Origin of the sequence: Brevibacillus panacihumi (assembly GCF_003710985.1) — a bacterium.
GTDB lineage: Bacteria > Bacillota > Bacilli > Brevibacillales > Brevibacillaceae > Brevibacillus > Brevibacillus panacihumi.
The window spans coordinates 325,195-342,651 of record NZ_RHHT01000002.1; the positions used below are offsets into that span (position 1 = coordinate 325,195).

Genomic DNA, 17,457 nt, shown 5'->3' on the forward strand with positions numbered 1-17,457 from the left:
ACTTGTGATCATAGGCTCCCTTTTTCAAAAAAGAAGTCTCAAAGGAAATCGAGGTGTTGATTGTGAGTTCGTTGGATAATACCATGAAATTCACGGTGCCCAAGGAAGCGAATGCGGCGGACGTTCAGGAGACATTGACAGAGGTGTACAAGGCCCTGCAGGAAAAAGGATACAACCCGATCACCCAGATCGTGGGATACTTGCTTTCTGGAGACCCGGCGTTTATCCCGCGCCACAACAACGCACGCAGCTTGATCGGCAAACTGGAACGAGACAAAATCATAGAAGAGTTGGTGACTGTTTACTTGGCAGAGCGCAAGTAAACCAGACGACATGGCGCGATTACTGGGATTGGACGTCGGCGACAAGACAATTGGCGTCGCAGTAAGTGATGAATTGGGCTGGACGGCCCAAGGGCTGGAGACGATCAAGCGGCAATCCAAGGAAAAGGATTTGACTCGCATCCAAGAGTGGATCGCCAAGTATCAAATCGGCGGCATCGTGGTCGGACTCCCCAAAAACATGAATGGAACCATTGGCCCAAGGGCGGAAATTTGCCAGGCTTTTGCGCGCTTTTTGGAGGAACGCACATCTCTTCCCGTCTATATGTGGGACGAGCGCTTGACGACAATGGCAGCGGAGCGGATGCTGATCTCAGCAGATGTCAGCCGGCAAAAACGTAAAAACGTAATAGACAAAATGGCGGCCACTTTGATCCTGCAGGGATATTTGGACGCGAAATCGAGGTGACCATGATGAGTGAAGAGATGACAGAGGAGTTCGAAGTGGGCGATGTGATCGCCCTGACAGAGGAAGGGACAGAGGAGCCGCGAGATTTTCGGATCATGTACATTTTTGATATCGAAGATCGCAGCTATCTCGTACTGGTTCCAGTGGACCAGGAGGAAGAAGAAGAGTATGAGGTACACTTCCTGCGTTACGACGGAACCGATATGCTGATTCCGATCGAGGACGACGAAGAATGGGAGCAAGTCGAAGCCACCTTCGAAACCCTGATCACCGATCTGGAAAAAGAAGGAATTTAATCGCGAAGAGGAGGGCCCAAGGGTCCTCTTTTTTTGTATTGCCAACCTTGAGAAGCCCGCAAAAAAAGGTGGACCAAAAATGGCTGGCTGAGGAAAAAAGGGAGAAAAGCGAAGGTATTTGGGATCTTGACCCAGACGCAACGGAAAAGGCGGAACCCGCATTCAGCGGCCAACCCTGAATCACTTCTTGGAGAGGGCTGCTTTTGGCCGCGGTTCCGCCTTTGGAGTGGAGGCGGCCGGGAATGCCCCCCAGCGAAGATCCCACCCCACCTGAGCGTTCTCCCTTTTTTCCTCCCTTCCACTACAGTTGGACGACCACAAACCAAAGAGGTTTTTCAGTCTTTGATAGGAGCCTATCCCACGTACATGATAAGATAGAAGTATGACAATCCGGGAGAGAAGGCATGCTAAAAAAAATCATTCTAGCCGCATGTTATCTGGCAATCGGCTACTTCATCTATCAATTCGGCGAAGGTATTCTGGCTTGGATCCAGGATTCGAGCAATGTTTTGCTGGTAGCGGCACTGGCGACGATCATGGCTCTGTTTCCAGTGATTCCCTATCCGCTCGTCGGTGGCGTCATCGGTGCCGCGTACGGCCCATTCCTTGGAGGCCTGATCACCTGGATCGGCTCGACAGCAGCATCCATCCTGATGTTTGCGTTCGTGCGCTATGGCTATCAGGAATGGGGAATTCAAATCCTCAATCGCTACAAGCGAATTGGCGAGCTGACAACTATTTTTGAACGTCATGCTTTTTTGGCGATCGCGTTCGCCCGATGCATTCCCATCGTTCCGTCGATCGTGGTCAACGTGTATTCTGCTTTGAGCCGTGTATCGTTTTGGAATTATACGATTGCCTCAGCCCTGGGAAAAATACCAGCGATGCTGCTTTTTGCTGTCGTAGGGGACAACCTGATGACAGAGCCACGCAATATTTTGCTTGCAGTCGGGATATACGGCCTGTTTTTGGGATCCGTCTTATGGATTCACCGAAAATGGAGAAATGCGAACAGGCACTCAAGCACCTGAAAAAAGGGTGCTTTTTCTACTTTCCGAAATAAGCCAAGTTCTTCCTAATCATGATTCGGCAAAATCCAACACGGTGACAGCGTGGATTGCCTCCTGTATAATAAAAAAGATTGAGAGAAGAGACGCTAGGGGGATTCCTACCTTGAATCAACTGTTAGAGAAACCAGATTTCAAGGCCGAGCGCCCGAAAGAACAACGCCGCAGGAGAGGCGGGCGACTGTTTCGCTGGCTGGTGCTGTTCTTTTTTGTTCTGGTACTTGCTGTCGGAGGGACAGCCTTCTATGTTTATCAACAGCTCCAACCTGTACCCTCAGAAGAGGTGACGAAAAATGTCGTCATTCCGACGGGGTCTTCGGTGCTTCAAATCGGCCGATTGCTGGAAGAGCAAGGATTGATACGAAACGCGGAGATGTTCTCCTATTACGTACGGTATACAGGTGTGGCTCCCAAGCTGAAAGCAGGGGAATACGCCTTTACTCCCGGGCAGACGCACGACGAGATGCTGCAGGCGATGATCGAGGGCAAAACCGTCGTCCGCGCCCAGCGCTTTACGATTCCCGAGGGGTGGAATGTGGAACAGATCGCCGACCATCTGGCTTCCGAGGGCCTTGTCGATAAGAAGGTCTTTTTAGACGAGGTCAACAACGGCAGCTTTGAAGAGTTTCCATTTGTAGCGCAAATACCCAAAAACGAAGCGCGGACTCATCGTCTGGAAGGATATTTATTTCCTGAGACCTATGAAATCAAAGAGGGCGCTACCGAGCATGAGATTATCGAACGGATGCTGGCCCAGTTCCAAAAAGAATGGAAGCCGGAATGGACAGAGAAAATCAAGGAACAAAACTTGAGCCTTGATGAGGCAGTTAATCTCGCCTCTATCGTAGAGCGTGAAGTGACAGTGGATAAAGAACGTCCGACTGTAGCCGGGGTCTATTACAATCGGCTGCGCGACAAATGGCCGCTTCAGGCGGATGCCACGATCCAGTTCATCCTGGGCAAGCAACGGGATCGTCTGACCTATGAAGATCTCAAGGTGAAGAATCCTTACAACACTTATGCCAATCCAGGCCTGCCTCCAGGTCCAATCGCAAGTCCGGGCAGGGCTTCGCTGGAAGCGGTCGTCAATCCGGAAAAACATGATTACTTCTTCTATGTTACGAAAAAAGACGGTACCTCTGAGCATTACTTTTCCAAGACATTGAAGGAACATAATGCGAATGACGCGAAAAGCAGGAAAAACTAGAGGAGTGATACGATGATTACCAACCCGCAAGTAGATGAGTATCTCTTCCGTCTGGTGCCAGAAAGATCCCCGTTGCTGCAGCGGCTGGAGCAGGAAGCGGCAGACGAGGGAATCCCGATTGTCCAGCTTCCATCGGCACAGGTGATGCGGATGCTGCTCCTTTTGCACCGCCCCGCCTCGATATTGGAAGTTGGGACCGCTATCGGGTATTCGACAATCTGGCTTGCTGAAGCCGCTCCGGACGCGCGTATCGTGACGATGGAGATCGATGAGGAAAGGCTTGCCCGTGCCCAAGCCAATATCAGGGAAGCGGGTTATGCGGATCGGGTAGAGATTCTCTCACGGGATGCTACCCTTGGGCTGCCTGACAGCTACCAGTTTGACTGTCTGTTTATTGATGCAGCGAAGGGGCAGTACCAGAAGTTTCTGGATCTGTATCTCCCGATGCTGCGCGTCGGAGGACTGGTGATCAGCGACAACGTGTTGTTTCGTGGACTGGTGGCAACCCCTGAAGACGCAGGAAAGCGGCAGCGGCCTTTGGTGGACAAACTCATCGACTTCAACCAACAGCTCGCGACACGGCCTGATGTGGAGACGACATTTATCCCCGTTGGAGATGGCCTCTCCGTAAGTGTAAAAAGGGCATAGCAGCGGTCAACGCAGAGAATAAATCAGGCAAGAGAAGGCCTTGGATACATGAAGGAAGGGGACATGCAGGATGAAGAACCCCGTGCTCATTGGGGTAGCAGGAGGAAGTGGATCCGGTAAATCCACAGTGGCGGGAGAGTTGTTCCGCCAATTTCAATACGATCGCGTGGCGATGATCGAGCAGGATTCCTATTATAAAGATCAAAGCCATCTCAGCTTTGAGGAGCGTGTAAGCACCAATTACGACCATCCGCTGGCGTTTGACAATGACCTGCTTCTGACGCATCTGCAAGAGCTTTTGCAGGGGCGTGCAATTGAGAAGCCGATCTACGATTTCAAGGAGCACAATCGCAAGCAGGAGCGCGTGCTAGTGGAGCCCCAGGATGTCATCATTTTGGAAGGCATGCTGATCCTGGAGGATGAGCGCATCCGCAATTTGATGGACATCAAGGTATTTGTGGATACGGATGCGGACGTGCGGATTGTTCGCCGAATCGTTCGGGATATCGAAGAGCGCGGACGTTCGCTCGAATCTGTCGTCAATCAGTACTTGAATGTCGTGCGCCCGATGCATTTGCAGTTTATCGAGCCGACGAAGCGATACGCGGATGTCATCATTCCCGAGGGCGGTTTCAACCGTGTCGCGCTCGATCTGTTGTCCACGAAAATCAGCAACATCCTGCTGGAAAAAAGAAAATACGCCCATGCAACTCCCTAGGCAATGACCAGGAAACACGCCCCTTCGGCGTGTTTTTTTGTATGATCCGCAACGTGTTCCCGTTTCCGCTCAACTCAATCCGGCAATACTTGGAGGAAAGAGAGCTGGAGGGGGGCCTGGGATGCAACTGGAACAACGAATCAAACGGCGTCATTTTCTGGTGCTGATCTTTATGACGTTTGTCTGGATCGGTTTGCTTGCCCGTCTGTGGTGGATTCAACTGGGGGCTCCGCATCATTTTTCCCGCAGAGGCATCGATCTGGTAAAAGGCGCCGTCAAGCAAAGGCAGCAAAGCATCGTACTGCACAGCGGTCGTGGCGATATTCTGGATCGCGACGGCTACGCGTTTACAGGGAGCGAAAATCTGGCCTTGATCCTTTTTCCCCTGGCGCGCGGCAGTCTGCAAGGTACGGACGGGATCAAACAGCTTGCTGAGATCGTAGGACAATCCCCGGAGCATTTGACTGCGACCATGGAGAAGGCCAAGGCGCCTGTCCTGCTCCGCAATCCGGGCGGCAAGCTGATCGTTCTGACTGAGAAGCAGAGCAGCCAGGTGAACAGCTTGGCGATACCTGGAGTAGTCGCTCTGAAAGTGACAGAGCGTTACCGTCAGGATGAGGTAGCGAAGCATCTGATCGGCTATATTCATCAGAATCCCACCCTGGTCCAAACGCTGTATCCGGAGGAAGTAGCCAGCGGAAAGATGAATCAGGAGAGCACGATTGGGGCGTCTGGACTGGAGCGCAGCTTTGACCGCTTCTTGCAGGGAGTGGAGCCTTCTGTTCTGTCCTACTATGTGGACGGACAGGGCCGGCCGCTGCGCGGTCTGGACATCCGTTACAGCAAGCAGGAAAACGAATACTATCCGCTTTCCCTGACAACGACGCTGGATGTCGGGATTCAACGCAGGATGGAACATGTCGCAGATCAAGTAGGGCTGCAGGAAGGCTCTCTGGTCGTACTGGATGTCAAAAACGGAGACGTTCTTGCGATGGTGAGCCGGCCCGCCTATGATCAGACGAAGGTAAACGTACAGTCAAGAGAGTGGCAAAATCGTGCGGTCAAGCAGCTTCCCCCCGGATCCGTCTTCAAAACAGTTGTAGCTGCAGCGGCGCTTGGAGAAGGAGTAGTGCTTCCGACAGACCGTTTTACCTGTACAGGGGACTATGGCAAATACCATTTTTCTTGCTGGAAAAAGGAAGGGCATGGGACTCTTACGATGGAAGAGGCGTACGCCCAGTCCTGCAATATCGCCTTTGCCGAGATCGCCAAACGGGTAGGCGCGAAGAAGCTGGAGGAGTACGCTCAGCGTCTGGGCTTGTCCGTGCCTGTCGGCCATACGACGGCTCACATGTTCAAGCTGGATGGTTTTAGGCAAATCGACGGGGAAGAGCGAGGCAGCATATTTGCCAAGGATGTATCTGTCCATGATGAAGGCGTGTTGATTCAGACGGCTATCGGTCAGCGGGATGTCCGTGTGACCCCTTTGCAGGCGGCCAATTTGATGGTCACGATCTTGCGCGGCGGTCAGCCTGTCCAGGTACGGCTGGTCAATCAAATCTCCTATAAAAACGGACAGACCTTTTTCCGCTTTCCGGTGCAGGATCTGGGTCAACAAGGCATTGACTACGTGACAGCAAGCAAATTGCGCAAAATGATGCGCAAGGTCGTCACCGAAGGAACAGGAAAAATGCTGAACGATTCAGTCTGGCAGATCGCGGGAAAAAGCGGAACGGCACAGACAGGGGGGGCAGGCTCATCTGCCAACCATTACTGGTTCGTGGGTTACGCCCCCTACGATGAACCGCTGTATGCCATCAGCGCTGTTGCCGAAAACAGACCGAGCTGGGGGCAAAATCAGGCAATGGAGATGTTTCGCCGGGCTATCGATGAACTTTCCGATCATACAACTCGATCTTCCCGACCTCGCGCAGGGAATTCCCCAGAATAAACCCTCTCGCTTGGATCTGATTCTGTTTGCTCAGCCCCACGATCAGCATGAGCGGAGAGGCAGACATATACTTGGATTGTACCGCCTTGGACCAAATCGTCCGCTTGTCGCCCTTGCTTGGCGACAAGCGCCGGATCGTATGGCTGTGCCAATCGCCAAGATACTGCCAGCGCTTGCTGCGATTTAATTTGCGGACTAGCTTGCGCAGATGCTCGTCATCAAAAAAAATGGACGTTGGACTTTGGATGGCTTTTGGCCCCGGTTCGCTGGCATAGGCAATGACCCACTTGTCGTCGCCCAGAGAATATCCCATCATCACCCCTCCTGTTTCCAGCGAGGGGTTTTTACGCACCGCGTTTTCTATCTGTTTCCACGCTCTTGGTGTAAGGTACAGCGTTGTCATCGAAAAACGATCCTCCTTGTTTTTCGCCAAATGCTTCGCCTTTTATCCTATGATTCGGCAGAAAAGAAGGTCCCGGTGTGCAAAAAGTTAAGAATTGTCGAAAAAATCGTTGTCACGTGAACCCTTTCTTTCTATAATTTAGGAAAAGGACTTGAGAGGTTGATCCTATGTCTTATATGCCCGTTAACGGTTCATTGGTAGGGCGAGTGTTGGCTTCTGACCTGTTCACGAAAAACGGAATCTTGCTACTGCCACAGGATACCGTGATTACTGCCACTCATGTACATATTTTGCAAAAACAAAGCATCTGGGAGGTAGAAGTCCAGGACGTCTGGACGGAAGGCACAGGAGAAGACATCTCGTCACAGCTTGCGGAAATGGCAGCAGATGCAACCGCCGTCGCGGTATATCTAGAAGCCCTGGACAAGACACGAGAGATTTTTGAACAGACTTATCAAGATGTCAAACCGAGACTGGAACAATTCTCGGAGATTTTTTGCGACGTAGCTGGACAAGCATTGAAGCAGAAGGGACTGTTTCGTTCCCTTTACTTCCTCGAAGGGGCAGACAGTTATACATACCGTCATTCCTTGAACGTCGGCATCTTGTGCTCCCTGATCGCATCCTTGCTCAAATGGGACGAGGATCGGGTAGCTTTCATGGGTACTGCCGGCTTTTTGCACGATCTGGGCAAGATGCGGATTCCCAAGGAAATTCTTCTGAAACCTGGGAAGCTGAGCGAGGAAGAGTTTGCCATCATGCGCCAGCATACCGTGTATGGATATGAAATGATCCGAACCATGGAGGGCGGCTCCGAGGAATTGGCGCTCTGTGCCCTCTTGCATCATGAACGCCTTGACGGGTCTGGCTATCCGCAGCAGCGAAAAGGCGATGACATCCCGATCGAATGCCAGGTGCTGGCGGTGGCCGACATGTTCGATGCCATCTGTTCAGACCGGGTATACAAAGACAGAACCTCCCCTTTTGAGGCTGCACAGCACCTCTGGAAGGAAGCCTGCAACGGTACCCTCAACATTGAGATCGTTGCCCAATTTGTCCGCTATATCGCTTTGTTGTACGTCGGAGCCAAGGCTCGGCTGAGCTCCGGCGAAGAAGTGGAGGTCATTTTGATCAATCAAGACGAACCGATGCGTCCACTGGTTCGCCGAAGCGGAGAATTTCTGGACTTGCGACTGGAAAGAAAGCTGACAATTGAAAAAATGATTGGTTGACCGCTCTGATCTCAGGGCGGTTTTTTCCTTTTTGACGAGCCAACAGGCTTGTGACAAAATAAGAGACGGGATTCGCCCGAGAGATAACGCCGACAACAAGAGAGGAGGACTCCAAAATGATCCGAAAAGCGTTGCCTGCCGATGCGAAACACGTAGCCCCGCTCATCCTGGAGGCGATTGGCCTTGATATTGCACACAGTTTGACTGGTGCCAATGAATACGATGAGGCTGTACGAAGAATAGCCAGCTATTTTGTCACGCCGCAAAATCGGTTGAGCTATGAAAATGTGGTCGTAGCGACGGATCGGGAGAGAGTAGTGGGATTCGCCTTGTTCTACCACGGCAGCGAAACGGAGCGGCTGGACCGTCCCTTTGTGGAAGGGTGGCTGCAGCGTACCGGACAAGCTCCGGTCATCGTAAAGGAAGCGCGTGATGATGAATTCTATCTTGATTCCCTCGCTGTGCACCCTGATAGCCGCAGGATGGGAGTGGGCAAGTCCCTGCTCCATGCTTTCGAGAAGGAAGCAGAGGCTCGCGGGCACGACCGCGTCGCATTATTGGTCGAGGAAGAAAATGTGAAGGCTCGCAAACTGTATGAATCGGTCGGTTTTCGCCCAGACGGCAGCTTGATGGTTGCAGGGCATCTGTATCATCATATGGTCAAGCGTGTCCCTGTACCTGTACCGTAAACAGCAGACCAGATTGAATCAGCCATTTCTTTGATGAAAAGGCTGGTTTTTTTATGTGCCAAATTTCACTAACTTGCTTTTCTATTCAAAAGGTTCACGCTTCGATGGTCAAGGAGGCGAACACCTGATAGAATACTTGCATGAGTCAGTAGGCTATTCAACTTGCGGAAAGTAGGGGTATGTGTGACGCGTACACTGTTTCTGGTTCTCACACTTCTCAGCCTGATTTGGGGTGGGTCATTCTATTTCATAAAAATTCTGTTGCCTGATTTTGGGCCGTGGAGTATTGCTTTCCTGCGGTCCTTTTTTGGTTTCTTGACCATCGTCATCGTGATGCTTCTTCTGAAAAAGCCTTTTGGTCTCAAGCAAATTGCTTGGATTCCGATGGTCACGATGGCTTTGATCAACACGGCAATCCCGTGGGCATTTATCGCATTTAGCGAAACGAGATTGACGAGCAGCATGGCGTCTGTTCTGAACGCGACCACGCCGCTGTGGACGTTGACGATCGGGATCTTATTTTTCAAGGCGGTCTCGGGGCGCATGCAGTGGCTGGGTATGCTGATTGCCTTCCTGGGTATCATCGTATTGCTGGACATTAACCCGGTTTCCCTGGTCTCTGTAGATGTCATCGGATTTATCTGTATGCTCCTTGCTACTTGCTGTTATGCGATTGGAACGCAATTATCCAAACGCCTGCCGGGCAACTTGTCGATGTATCAGATTACACTGGGGACCCTCTTGAGCACGATGGTGGGAAGCGGCAGTCTTGCGTTTGCATTGGAATCCTTCTCTTTTGCTCCGCTCGCTGCGCCAGGATCGTTTGGAGCGGTAGTGGGCATCGGTGTGATCGGTTCGGGGATCGCCTATATTTTGTATTATTATCTGGTACAAAAAGGTGGGCCAGAGATCGCTTCCCTGGTCACGTATTTGATACCGGCGAGTGCAATTGTTTGGGGGTATCTGTTTCTGAACGAGGAGGTCACCTGGAATTTGCTCGCGGGAACCATCCTGATCGTCGGCGGCGTCTTTCTGACGGGCAAGAAAACAAACCTCCCCGCCTCCAAAGCGACGATGGATGCGTGAAAGATCAAGCAGGCTGGCCGAGAGCTTCGGGAGCCTGCTTTTTCTATGCTCGCACGAATGCTAGTTCGATCATCATGCCTTGCAAAAACAAAAGAATAAAAAGGAAATATAGTGGAAGTAGAGAAATGTACATTAGAAATGTACATTAGTATTTTACATTTTTTCAACAAGATGAAGGGATGGAGTGGGTGAATGTGTCCACAAAGGATGACAAGGAGATCAACGAGTTTCATCTGAATCAATTGGCATCAGTGGGTCAGATTGCGGCAGGGATCGCACATGAGGTGAAAAACCCGTTGACTGCCGTAAAGGGATTTCTTCAGCTTTTAAAGGAAAGTCCCGCTGATGAATATCTGGATATTGCTCAATCCGAATTAAACAATGCGCTTGCTACGTTAGAAAATTTATTGCATGTGTCAAAGCCTGATGCGGAGGACGAGCCGTATCAACCGATCAAAGTGGCGGTTGAACTGGAGGTATTGTTTACTCTCTTCCAAGACCAGATCTACCGGGTAGAAATACAGAGAAATCTTCGTGATACAGAGACGCCTATCTATGGGAAGAAAAATCAACTGAAGAAGGCGTTGTTCAATCTGTTGAAAAATGCATTTGAGGCCATCCCCCAAAAAGGGACAATATCTGTTGAGCACTACGCGACTGATGAAGAAATCCATATTTACATCAGAGATACCGGGGTTGGCATCCCTCCAGAAAAATTAAAAATGCTGGGAACCCCGTTCTACACAACCAAGCCCGACGGCACGGGAATGGGGCTTACACAGGTATTTTCGGTGATTTATGAACACCAGGGAAAGATTGATGTACATAGCGTTCCGGGCGAGGGCACTGCTTTTCATATTCGATTGCCCAAGATGACAAATACGCCGACTCGTGGAGTGATCAATTTGAATGTGGAGTATGCACCAGGTGAAGAGATCAGACATTTTTTGCTCCGAAATCAAGATGTATTTGAAAAGCGCTTGTTGGCCGAGGCAGTCAATGTCAAAGAAAAAATCCATGAGATTCAGAGGGTAGGCAATATCGACCTGTTGTCCAACGCTCACAAGCTGGTACTGTATATCGTCGATGGCAGAGAGCATGAAATGATTTCTTTTGCCAGGAAAGAAGGGGTGTCATGGGCAAAATACTCCCTGACACTCGCTTTTAAGCTGGAATGGGTACAAACAGTGCGCAGAGTGCTGTGGGACTTTTTATATAATTATGATCGATTGCATTCCATTGAGACACAGAGCAATCGGGAACAGTTCTTCGAGTTGGAGAGAAGAATCAACCATATGATGGATCAGTTTCTCAATCACTTTTTCATCACTTATACGGAGTGCAAAGACCAATTGATTCAATCGCAAAGGGAAATGGTAAACAATTTGTCCGTTCCCATTATTCCTCTCACTCCAAATGTTTGTATTCTTCCACTAATTGGGACAATTGACGAGGAGCGTGCTGCCCTTATAGAGGAGAAGGTCATCAACCATATTGGGGACACGCGGATTGAAGTGTTGATCTTGGATTTGTCGGGAATTTCCAGTATGGAGAGCTCGATTCTCAACCAACTTATGGGCTTGCTCAATGGGATGACGATGATGGGGTGCAAGGCAGTAGTCACAGGATTGCGTCCTGAAGTGGTCAAGCAGATCATTCGCAGCGGCATTTCTTTTGAAAAATCAATTATTACCAAGGGAACGCTTCAGCAGGCGTTGGTTGACTTTTTGCACGAATCACGAAGGCAAACATCAGATTGTCCTTTCTGCTGTACATGCACAAATAGGCGATTGCCCACATAAGGTTAGGAGAACGCAATTCCTGACGTGGAGGTGGCAGCCATGTCCAGCATTTTAGCAGCACTCTCGTTGGTTTTTAAAGAGCTTCTGATGTTTGTGGCTTACGTGAAAAACAATGCATTTCCTCAGCCGCTTCCAGATACAGAGGAGGAAAAGTATCTTCGGCTGATGGCAAAGGGCGACCCGTATGCGCGAAACAAACTGATTGAGCATAATTTGCGGTTGGTCGCCCACATCGTGAAAAAATTTGAAAACACTGGAGAGGACAGCGAGGACCTGATCTCGATCGGTACAATTGGCCTGATCAAAGCCATTGAGAGCTATCAGGTAGATAAGGGTACCAAGCTGGCAACGTATGCTGCACGTTGTATTGAAAATGAAATCCTCATGCACCTCCGCAGTCTGAAAAAAACCAAAAAGGACGTGTCCCTGCACGACCCGATCGGTACGGACAAGGAGGGCAACGAAATTACTTTGATCGACGTCCTGGGAACAGAGACGGACGAGGTCGTGGATGCCGTACAGCTGAAGCTGGAATCCAATAAGATCTACCAGCACATTCACATTCTTGATGAGCGGGAAAAAGAAGTGATTATCGGCAGATTTGGTTTGGACCAGGACAAAGAAAAAACCCAGCGGGAAATTGCGCGTGAGCTGGGCATCTCCCGTTCGTACGTCTCGCGGATCGAAAAACGGGCATTGATGAAGCTGTTCAACGAGTTTTATCGGACGAAACAGACGCAAAACCGATAATGGAACCCGCCAGGAGGTCATGTTAACCCATGTCCTTCTGGCGGGCATTTTTTATGTGGATACCATACGGAGTCCCTCCTCGTTCTCGATCCCGAACAAGGCGTACTCCGTTTTTTGTTTTGAATAGGAGAGTAGCTAGAGCAGCCAGATTTTGTGTCTCGGAGAATACAGTGAAAGGAGAAGGGGATATTACAAAAGAGTCGTAGGGATATCCAGGGGAGGCTATATCGTTATGACTACGAAAACCCTTCATGGACAAGAGCAGCAGTCTTCGCTTCCTTCAGAGGTTATGCAGACCCTTGCGCTTTTGCAGAGAAGACTGGGACATAGTTCCGATATATCTATCCGAAAATTGAACTGGCCAGAGGATTCGTCCCCTTTCGCCATTGTTTGTCATTTGAATGGCCTCGTGGATGATAAAGAAGTCAACCAGATGATATCAAATATCAATCAATACGTAATTGCAAAGCGTGAGAATGACGGGATGTCAGTGGAATCCCTCCTGCAAGAGGTGCTCCCGGGTAAACTGAAAGCGATCAGAGACGAGGAAGCCATGGTACAAGCCGTGTTGGATGGACGAACTGTCGTCCTTATCGATGGCCTCGACACCGCTATGGCGGCCTCTTTGCTTGGAGGGGAAAGGAGATCCGTTGAGGAGCCCACCTCTCAAACGGTGATCCGCGGCTCAAAAGAGGGGTTCACAGAAGATATCTCGACGAATATCGCTTTGATTCGCCGGAAAATCAGATCCGCTGATTTGAGATTTGAAGACCGAATTATAGGGAGAGTCACGCGAACCCGAGTCTCTGTCGGCTACATACAAGGAATCGCCAATCCGAATGTGGTGCAGGAAGTATTCGCAAGACTGGATGCAATAGACACAGACAGCATTTTGGAGAGCAGTTATATCGAGGAGTTTATACAAGACTCGGAGCTAACTCCATTTCCTACGATGATCAATACAGAACGGCCCGATGCTGTGGCGGGAAACCTGCTGGAAGGTCAGGTAGCGATTCTGGTAGACGGAACCCCGTTCGTACTGATTTTGCCGGTCACGTTTTTTAGGTTTTTTCTGTCCAGTGAAGATTATTACCAGAGGTACGATATTTCTACTTTTCTTCGCTTGATCCGTCTGTTTTCTTTCTTCGTAGCTTTGCTGCTGCCTTCAACCTATATAGCCGTGACAACGTTTCAGCAGGAGATGATTCCGACTACACTGCTGATCAGCCTGGCAGCCCAACGAGAAGGGACGCCATTGCCGGCTTTGGCTGAAGCACTGCTTATGGAGCTGACCTTTGAGGTAATCCGGGAAGCAGGGGTTCGCATGCCCCGGGTTGTCGGACCGGCGATTTCCATTGTTGGCGCCCTCGTATTGGGACAAGCGGCCGTACAAGCGGGCTTGGTATCGGCTGCGATGGTCATTATCGTGTCTTTTACGGCCATTGCCAATTTCGTAATTCCTTACTTCAGCATGTCATCCGCCGTTCGCATCATCCGATTCGGTTTTATGATCTTAGCGGGAACTTTTGGTCTGTACGGTATTTTGGCAGGGGTTATCCCTCTGCTGGTTCACTTGGTTGCCCTCCGATCGTTCGGCATACCCTATTTCTTGCCGGCTTCGCCCCTTAGCTTCTCCAACATGAAAGATGTATTTCTTCGGATTCCCTGGCCGAAAGCAAAATACAGGCCGGACTATGTCAGTGAAATAAATAAACGGCGCCAGTCTGATTCTTCAGGCGAAAATCCGAAGGAAAAACTAGGTGATTGAGTTATGAATCGAAACGGATTGCTACGATTGTTGTTTCTGTCCTTTTTGCTGCTTTCCGGCTGCTGGAATCGGACCGAATTAAACGAGCTGGGGATTACCGCAGCCACTGGATTTGACAAGGAGGGCAAGGAATGGGTCATGTCCTACCAAGTAATCGTTCCATCCGTGATGGCGATCGGGCAGGGAGGAGCGGGAAGCGGGGGAAAATCGAAGCCAAACGTGCACGTTTTTACGAATAAGGGAGCATCCATTCGGGAAGCGGCAGATATGAGCTATATGGAAAACGCCCGCCGGCTGTACTTTGCCCATACGGATGTTTTGGTGCTTGGCATAGATGCCGCCAAGGAGGGAATCGATGAAGTCCTTGATTTATACTTTCGCAATAATGACGCCAGGGAAACAGTATTGGTGACCATTACGGACGGAAAAGCCTCCGATATATTAAAAAAGCTCATTCCCGCCGAAAGTCTGCCGGGCACCGCGCTGTCCGAAATGATAAGGAAAGAATCGGCTTTCTCGTCGAGACTTCCATCGATTAAAGTCTACCAATTGGCTCAGAGAATTACATCCGACTCGGCCGCGGCCGGGGTGCCAGAAATTAAATTTACCGGCAACATAAAAGGGGAAATGGAGTCGCTGGACGACGAGAAGAGGACCTCGGCTCCAGGCAAGCTCGTGTTAAATCGATTGGGAGTTTTTCGGGGCGACCGCTTTATCGGCTGGCTCAACCGCAGGGAAAGCTTCGGTGTTTCCTGGCTGACCGATCAGGTTAAGGGAAGCACAATTGCCTTTTCCAGCGATAGCAAATCAGGAAAACCAAATTCCATCCGGATAACCCAGGCCAAAACCAAAGTCACCCCTGAAAAAGCAGGGAACCGTTTTAAAATGAGAATTGAAGTCAAGCTTAGCGGAGCCCTGCTCGAGGCGGGTACGAATCAGGATTTGATGAAACCTGAGAACATTTATAAACTCGAGCAGGATCTGGCGAAAGAAGTGACTGACATAATGAATATCGGATGGAAGGCATCCAAAAGGATCGGCGTGGATTTGCCGGGATTTGCCGATAAAATCCACCGAAAGTACCCGAAGGATTGGAAGAAAATGAAAGAAACCTGGACGGAAGACTTTAAAAAAGTAGAGCTGGATGTCCAAGTCAAGGCGAAGATACTGCGTCCGGGTCTATTAAAGAAAGCATTCCGGACGAATCAAGAAGGATCGTCTAAATCCGGAAAGTGAGTAACACAAAGGGGTGAGGGAAATGCATGCGCGGCAGAACAGAGTATCCGAACTGATCGCCAGCTATATTTTGTTCGAGATCGGCAGTACCACTCTGTTTTTTATCGGTGCGAAAGCCAAGCAGGATGCCTGGCTGGCGATGCTGATCGGCGCCGCTCTGGGTTTTGTTTTGGTGCTCTTTTATTGGGGGACGTACCTGATGGACCCCAAGAGGAACTTATTTCAATTGTTCAGCCATTATCTTGGGAAATGGCCCGGAGCTATGTTGACAATTTTGTATGCCGTGTACTTCGCGTATGAGGCGTCCAGGAATTTACGGGACCTGGTTGAACTTGCGGCATTTGCACTTCTGAACCGAACACCGCTGTTCATTCTTACGCTATTGGCGATCCTGGTCATTGGAAACAGTGCGCGCTACGGGGCTCGCATCGCTCTCCAGCTGTGCCTGGCTTTACTTCCGGTCGTCATTGTCAGTTATTCGGCATTAATTCTGGCCATTATCGGCAAGGGAATGCTGAGATTTGAGTATATGCTGCCTGTATTGGAACAAGGGATGGGTCCCGTCGTCCAAGCTGCCGTGCCTGAGATCGTTTCCTTTCCATTTGCCCAGACCTTGCTGTTTTTGGTGTATTTTCCGCTCATTTCAAGCACGAAGAAGATGGGAAAATCGTTCTTCTTGACCTATGGAATCGTAGCCTTGGTCTTAACGATTGTCAATCAAATCAATGTGCTGGTTTTGGGGCCCACCCTTGCAGAAATGATGACGTTTCCTTTGCTCGAGGTGGTGCAATTGATTGAACTGGCGGAGGTTTTCGAGCGCATGGATGTCTTGTTCGTTCTCGTTTTGTTTATCGGACTAGGCTTTAAAGTGTTGTTGTTTTATGTCGGAGCGGTTACAGGCATCTCCGAAATTTCTGGGACAGGCTACAAAAGATGGGTAATACCAGTCGGGTTATTCATCTTTGCGTCCTCTCTGACATCGCCGAACTTCTCTCATCATATGTGGGTTGGCATCGACGTCGTCCTGAACCAGGTATACCCGTATATCCAGATGGCAATCCCCCTGTTGTTGTTCCTGGTCATGTTCTTTCGGCGAAAAAAAAGACTGCAGTCTTAACTGTGTGATGCTCGGTAAGATGACTCGAAATCGCGACCAGGAAAGGGGTTATCAGAATGGATTGACCCACCAAAAGGTATCACTATTTACAAACAGTGAAAAAGTGGAAATGAATCATTGACTCATTTTATTGGATTGTGATAAAATAAAAAATTTTAAACGAATAAAGTGTGTTATAATAGATGGAGGTTGTCTGGGAGGTGGACGTATGTTTGAAGTAGGAGACAAGATTTTTTACCCCATGCATGGAGCCGGAATCATTCAGGCCCGGGAGGAAAAAGAATTTCTCGGCGAGAAACATTTGTATTTTGTGTTGAACATGCTGCTGAAAGATTTAGACATCATGGTTCCTGTTGAGAAGATGTCCGCACTAGGCATTCGCCACGTAGTTGAGCAAGACGTCCTCTACGATGTTTTGGCGCGTTTGCAGGAGGGAGAGGCAGATCTTTCCGTTCATGCCGGCCAGCGTCAAAAGATCAATTTGGACAAAATGAAAAGCGGAAACCTATACGAGATCTCTGAGGTGGTCCGCGATTTGACGACGATTAGCAAGAACAAAATCTTAGGCACCTCTGACAAACTCATGCTGGATAATGCTCAGCAAATCATCATCAGTGAAATAGAACTGGTCCTGGGACTGGATACCGAACAGGCTTCTGAACGTTTGAAGCAAGCGGTATGCAAGCAAGAAACAGTCGGTAAAGCATAGAGAACGTTGTGGAGGCAGTGTATAAGAA

At 49.8% G+C, this 17,457-nt stretch carries 18 protein-coding genes; 17 read left to right on the forward strand and 1 reads right to left on the reverse strand.

The features are described 5' to 3' along the window. The first annotated feature begins 62 nt into the window (after positions 1-62). The 8 genes from EDM58_RS01585 to EDM58_RS01620 all read left to right on the forward strand — a co-directional run bounded on the left by EDM58_RS01585 (position 63) and on the right by EDM58_RS01620 (position 6,637). A complete protein-coding gene (locus EDM58_RS01585; protein WP_031305400.1) occupies positions 63-323 on the forward strand; it encodes an IreB family regulatory phosphoprotein in 261 nt (86 codons plus the stop codon). 10 nt (positions 324-333) lie between these two features. After that, positions 334-750: a Holliday junction resolvase RuvX gene (ruvX, locus tag EDM58_RS01590; protein ID WP_122911762.1), complete on the forward strand. Its 417-nt coding sequence runs from the start codon at positions 334-336 to the stop codon at positions 748-750. 5 nt (positions 751-755) lie between these two features. Further along, the gene (locus EDM58_RS01595; protein WP_023554912.1) at positions 756-1,046 is read left to right on the forward strand and encodes a DUF1292 domain-containing protein; all 291 of its coding nucleotides are present in this window, start codon (positions 756-758) and stop codon (positions 1,044-1,046) included. A gap of 404 nt (positions 1,047-1,450) precedes the next feature. Next, positions 1,451-2,077: a TVP38/TMEM64 family protein gene (locus EDM58_RS01600; protein WP_122911763.1), complete on the forward strand. Its 627-nt coding sequence runs from the start codon at positions 1,451-1,453 to the stop codon at positions 2,075-2,077. A 151-nt stretch (positions 2,078-2,228) separates the two neighbouring features. After that, entirely contained in the window at positions 2,229-3,320 is a 1,092-nt protein-coding gene (gene mltG / locus EDM58_RS01605) for an endolytic transglycosylase MltG (RefSeq protein ID WP_246000501.1), read from the forward strand. Between the two features lie 12 nt (positions 3,321-3,332). Further along, positions 3,333-3,968, forward strand: coding sequence for an O-methyltransferase (locus tag EDM58_RS01610; RefSeq protein ID WP_122911765.1), 636 nt, complete (start codon positions 3,333-3,335; stop codon positions 3,966-3,968). 70 nt (positions 3,969-4,038) lie between these two features. Further along, positions 4,039-4,686: a uridine kinase gene (gene udk, locus EDM58_RS01615; protein WP_122911766.1), complete on the forward strand. Its 648-nt coding sequence runs from the start codon at positions 4,039-4,041 to the stop codon at positions 4,684-4,686. A 121-nt stretch (positions 4,687-4,807) separates the two neighbouring features. Continuing rightward, complete coding sequence (locus tag EDM58_RS01620; protein ID WP_122911767.1) at positions 4,808-6,637, forward strand: peptidoglycan D,D-transpeptidase FtsI family protein; 1,830 nt, start codon at positions 4,808-4,810, stop codon at positions 6,635-6,637. Here EDM58_RS01620 and EDM58_RS01625 read toward each other — a convergent pair. After that, positions 6,570-7,040 (reverse strand): Mov34/MPN/PAD-1 family protein, encoded by a 471-nt coding sequence (locus EDM58_RS01625; RefSeq protein WP_122911768.1) that lies wholly within the window; start codon positions 7,038-7,040, stop codon positions 6,570-6,572. The two genes, EDM58_RS01620 and EDM58_RS01625, sit on opposite strands and share 68 nt — an antisense overlap. 167 nt (positions 7,041-7,207) lie before the next feature. Between EDM58_RS01625 and EDM58_RS01630 the strand changes: the two genes are divergently transcribed. From EDM58_RS01630 to EDM58_RS01670, 9 genes are all read left to right on the forward strand, one after another. Beyond that, a complete protein-coding gene (locus EDM58_RS01630; RefSeq protein WP_122911769.1) occupies positions 7,208-8,272 on the forward strand; it encodes an HD-GYP domain-containing protein in 1,065 nt (354 codons plus the stop codon). Positions 8,273-8,388: 116 nt separating this feature from the next. After that, positions 8,389-8,961: a GNAT family N-acetyltransferase gene (locus EDM58_RS01635; protein WP_122911770.1), complete on the forward strand. Its 573-nt coding sequence runs from the start codon at positions 8,389-8,391 to the stop codon at positions 8,959-8,961. A 183-nt stretch (positions 8,962-9,144) separates the two neighbouring features. Beyond that, positions 9,145-10,047, forward strand: coding sequence for a DMT family transporter (locus tag EDM58_RS01640; RefSeq protein ID WP_122911771.1), 903 nt, complete (start codon positions 9,145-9,147; stop codon positions 10,045-10,047). A gap of 194 nt (positions 10,048-10,241) precedes the next feature. After that, a complete protein-coding gene (locus EDM58_RS01645) occupies positions 10,242-11,849 on the forward strand; it encodes an ATP-binding protein (protein WP_246000476.1) in 1,608 nt (535 codons plus the stop codon). 39 nt (positions 11,850-11,888) lie between these two features. Continuing rightward, positions 11,889-12,599 (forward strand): RNA polymerase sporulation sigma factor SigK, encoded by a 711-nt coding sequence (gene sigK, locus EDM58_RS01650; protein WP_122911773.1) that lies wholly within the window; start codon positions 11,889-11,891, stop codon positions 12,597-12,599. 232 nt (positions 12,600-12,831) lie between these two features. Then, complete coding sequence (locus tag EDM58_RS01655; protein ID WP_122911774.1) at positions 12,832-14,367, forward strand: spore germination protein; 1,536 nt, start codon at positions 12,832-12,834, stop codon at positions 14,365-14,367. 3 nt (positions 14,368-14,370) lie between these two features. After that, positions 14,371-15,603, forward strand: coding sequence for a Ger(x)C family spore germination protein (locus EDM58_RS01660; RefSeq protein ID WP_122911775.1), 1,233 nt, complete (start codon positions 14,371-14,373; stop codon positions 15,601-15,603). A 22-nt stretch (positions 15,604-15,625) separates the two neighbouring features. Then, positions 15,626-16,720: a GerAB/ArcD/ProY family transporter gene (locus tag EDM58_RS01665; protein WP_122911776.1), complete on the forward strand. Its 1,095-nt coding sequence runs from the start codon at positions 15,626-15,628 to the stop codon at positions 16,718-16,720. Between the two features lie 208 nt (positions 16,721-16,928). Continuing rightward, on the forward strand, positions 16,929-17,429 hold the full coding sequence (locus tag EDM58_RS01670; RefSeq protein WP_122911777.1) for a CarD family transcriptional regulator: 501 nt from the start codon (positions 16,929-16,931) through the stop codon (positions 17,427-17,429). Positions 17,430-17,457 lie beyond the last annotated feature (28 nt).

What these genes read in the sequence shown, in the direction of transcription:
- EDM58_RS01630 (WP_122911769.1), top strand. Translation starts at nt 7,208, where the DNA reads ATGTCTTATATGCCCGTTAACGGTTCATTGGTAGGGCGAGTGTTGGCT.
- EDM58_RS01665 (WP_122911776.1), top strand. Translation starts at nt 15,626, where the DNA reads ATGCATGCGCGGCAGAACAGAGTATCCGAACTGATCGCCAGCTATATT.
- EDM58_RS01595 (WP_023554912.1), top strand. Translation starts at nt 756, where the DNA reads ATGAGTGAAGAGATGACAGAGGAGTTCGAAGTGGGCGATGTGATCGCC.
- ruvX (WP_122911762.1), top strand. Translation starts at nt 334, where the DNA reads ATGGCGCGATTACTGGGATTGGACGTCGGCGACAAGACAATTGGCGTC.
- EDM58_RS01660 (WP_122911775.1), top strand. Translation starts at nt 14,371, where the DNA reads ATGAATCGAAACGGATTGCTACGATTGTTGTTTCTGTCCTTTTTGCTG.
- udk (WP_122911766.1), top strand. Translation starts at nt 4,039, where the DNA reads ATGAAGAACCCCGTGCTCATTGGGGTAGCAGGAGGAAGTGGATCCGGT.
- EDM58_RS01655 (WP_122911774.1), top strand. Translation starts at nt 12,832, where the DNA reads ATGACTACGAAAACCCTTCATGGACAAGAGCAGCAGTCTTCGCTTCCT.
- EDM58_RS01610 (WP_122911765.1), top strand. Translation starts at nt 3,333, where the DNA reads ATGATTACCAACCCGCAAGTAGATGAGTATCTCTTCCGTCTGGTGCCA.
- EDM58_RS01600 (WP_122911763.1), top strand. Translation starts at nt 1,451, where the DNA reads ATGCTAAAAAAAATCATTCTAGCCGCATGTTATCTGGCAATCGGCTAC.
- EDM58_RS01620 (WP_122911767.1), top strand. Translation starts at nt 4,808, where the DNA reads ATGCAACTGGAACAACGAATCAAACGGCGTCATTTTCTGGTGCTGATC.
- EDM58_RS01625 (WP_122911768.1), bottom strand. Translation starts at nt 7,040, where the DNA reads ATGACAACGCTGTACCTTACACCAAGAGCGTGGAAACAGATAGAAAAC.
- sigK (WP_122911773.1), top strand. Translation starts at nt 11,889, where the DNA reads ATGTCCAGCATTTTAGCAGCACTCTCGTTGGTTTTTAAAGAGCTTCTG.
- EDM58_RS01635 (WP_122911770.1), top strand. Translation starts at nt 8,389, where the DNA reads ATGATCCGAAAAGCGTTGCCTGCCGATGCGAAACACGTAGCCCCGCTC.
- EDM58_RS01670 (WP_122911777.1), top strand. Translation starts at nt 16,929, where the DNA reads ATGTTTGAAGTAGGAGACAAGATTTTTTACCCCATGCATGGAGCCGGA.